A 1,230-nucleotide genomic window follows, 5' to 3' on the forward strand; every position below is an offset into this window, starting at 1 on the left:
GCCTTATAATGTCCTCCTCCAGCAGCTCTTCCTCGCCCTGCAGAGCGGGCGTACCGGCCGGGGAACCCTTAAGAAAACCCTCCTCGCCCGCCCGGCATTTTCCGGGATCCGGAAGGCGGAGCTGGAACACCTGATCCGGTACCTCGTCGACGAGGGGTACATCGCAACCGACGGCGAGATGCTGATGCCCGGGACCGAGGCGGAGCGGGTGCTGGGGCGGTCGAACTGGAAAGACCTGTACTCGGTCATTGCCGGCGGTGGGGAGTACCGGGCCATAACGCCCGAGGGCGATGCCGTGGGGAAGCTCGATGCCCGGTTTGTCACCAGCCACAGCGATGGCGACGTGACGCTGGGAGGGCAGACCTGGTCGATGGTAAAGTGCGATGAGGGCCATAACATTGTCGTTGTTGTCCCGTCAGGTGGAGGAGGAGCCCGCACCTTCTGGAGGGGCAGTGGCGAGGCCGGGTTTTCCGGTCTCATCTGCGAGCGGGCCGGGGCTATCCGGAAGGAGGGAGCAACACGGCTGCCACTTGGCGAGCCCGAACAGGCTGTTCTTCACAAAGCCCTGCAAACAATCCCGGAGGGTGTGGATGGGAATGGTCTCTTTGTACGGGAAAGGAAGCGGGCCGGAAGGAGGATCGTGGAGGTGTACTCCTTCCATGGCAGCAGGTTCAACCGCGTCCTTGCGCCCCTCCTTGCCCACTGTCTGGGAGAGAGGGCAAGGGTCAGTTCGGGCGATTTCCTTCTCCGGGTGTCGGGCGCAGGGAAACAGGATACTCTTGCCCGGGTTATCGCTGGACTGGAGGCGGTCCGGGTATTGAGCACGGAAGAGATTGCGGAGTTCCTCCCGGCGCCGCAACGGGATGCCTGGAAATTCGCCGGACTCCTTTCAGAACCTCTCTTCCGGAAGACCGTTCTTTCGGACTATTACCATATCACCGGGTTCAGACAACGGCTCGCGGGGATGGCAGTCACTACGCTTCCCTCTGTCTCCGCGGAACCCGATACGGGGGAGTAACAAGCCCCCCCTTCCTTGAATGACGGATCCCTTTTTGTGATGCCCCGGAAAATGGATCTTATGCAGAAATGGTTCGCACTTATCGCCCTTGTTGCGGCCCTGGTGCTTGTCGCGGGGTGCGTCCAGGAAACCCCCGCTGAACCGTCATCAACGCCTGTTCCGATAACAAGCGCCAAGCAGGCAACAACCCAGAAAAACACCCCGTCCATACC

General features: G+C 61.4%; 1 pseudogene. It reads left to right on the plus strand.

What is annotated here, in order from left to right:
• Window positions 1-1,018 (plus strand): annotated as a pseudogene (locus CW742_RS13885) (DEAD/DEAH box helicase); the annotation flags it as partial.
• Window positions 1,019-1,230 lie beyond the last annotated feature (212 nt).

This window comes from Methanoregula sp. (genome assembly GCF_002835825.1).
In the GTDB taxonomy this organism is placed as follows: Archaea; Halobacteriota; Methanomicrobia; order Methanomicrobiales; family Methanospirillaceae; genus Methanoregula.